This window comes from Brucella anthropi, assembly GCF_046630315.1.
In the GTDB taxonomy this organism is placed as follows: Bacteria; Pseudomonadota; Alphaproteobacteria; order Rhizobiales; family Rhizobiaceae; genus Brucella; species Brucella anthropi_A.
In genome coordinates, this window is sequence record NZ_LQBD01000034.1 from 1 (window position 1) to 661 (window position 661).

Genomic DNA, 661 nt, shown 5'->3' on the forward strand with positions numbered 1-661 from the left:
GAGGCGGCTTTTTCTTTGCCCGAAAGGAAATCACCAATGGCCAAGGGAACCTTTGCCAAAACGACGCCGCATGTCTTCTCGGAAGAGGGCGGGTATGTGGATGATGTTGACGATCCGGGCGGCGCAACGAATATAGGCATCACCATTGCCACACTGTCGGCCTGGGAAGGGCGTCGTGTATCAAAAGCTGAGGTGAAAGCGCTAACCAAAGCCAAGGCGACGGATATCTATCACGAGAACTATTGGAACAAGATATTCGGTGACGATCTGCCCGCAGGCGTTGACTATGCCGTGATGGACTTCGCCATCAATTCCGGCCCGGCTCGTGCTGTGAAGTTCCTGCAACGTATCGTCGGGACAGCAGAAGACGGCGTGATGGGCGCAAAGACATTGGCGGCGGTTCGGAAGATGGCTGCCGATAAGATCATCAATGCCCTGTGCGATGATCGGGCTGCATGGCTGAAGACGCTCAGCACTTTCAAGAAATTCGGCAATGGCTGGACCTCGCGTGTTTCGCGGGTTCGTTCTCGCGCTCTGGCTTTCTCTCGTGACAGTGCTCCAGTTCCTTCCCAGGTGCCGCAGGTTCCAACTGGCAAGGCCGTACAGTCGGATACGTCCCTCAAAACGGTATTATCCAAACCGGAAGCATGGGGACCGCTTG

General features: G+C 55.7%; 1 protein-coding gene. It reads left to right on the forward strand.

Annotated elements, in window-relative coordinates; translation table 11 throughout:
* Positions 1 to 36 precede the first annotated feature (36 nt).
* Positions 37 to 661, forward strand: a 625-nt coding sequence (locus tag AVM02_RS14815; RefSeq protein WP_411507690.1) for a glycoside hydrolase family 108 protein, incomplete at its 3' end; no start/stop codon positions are given.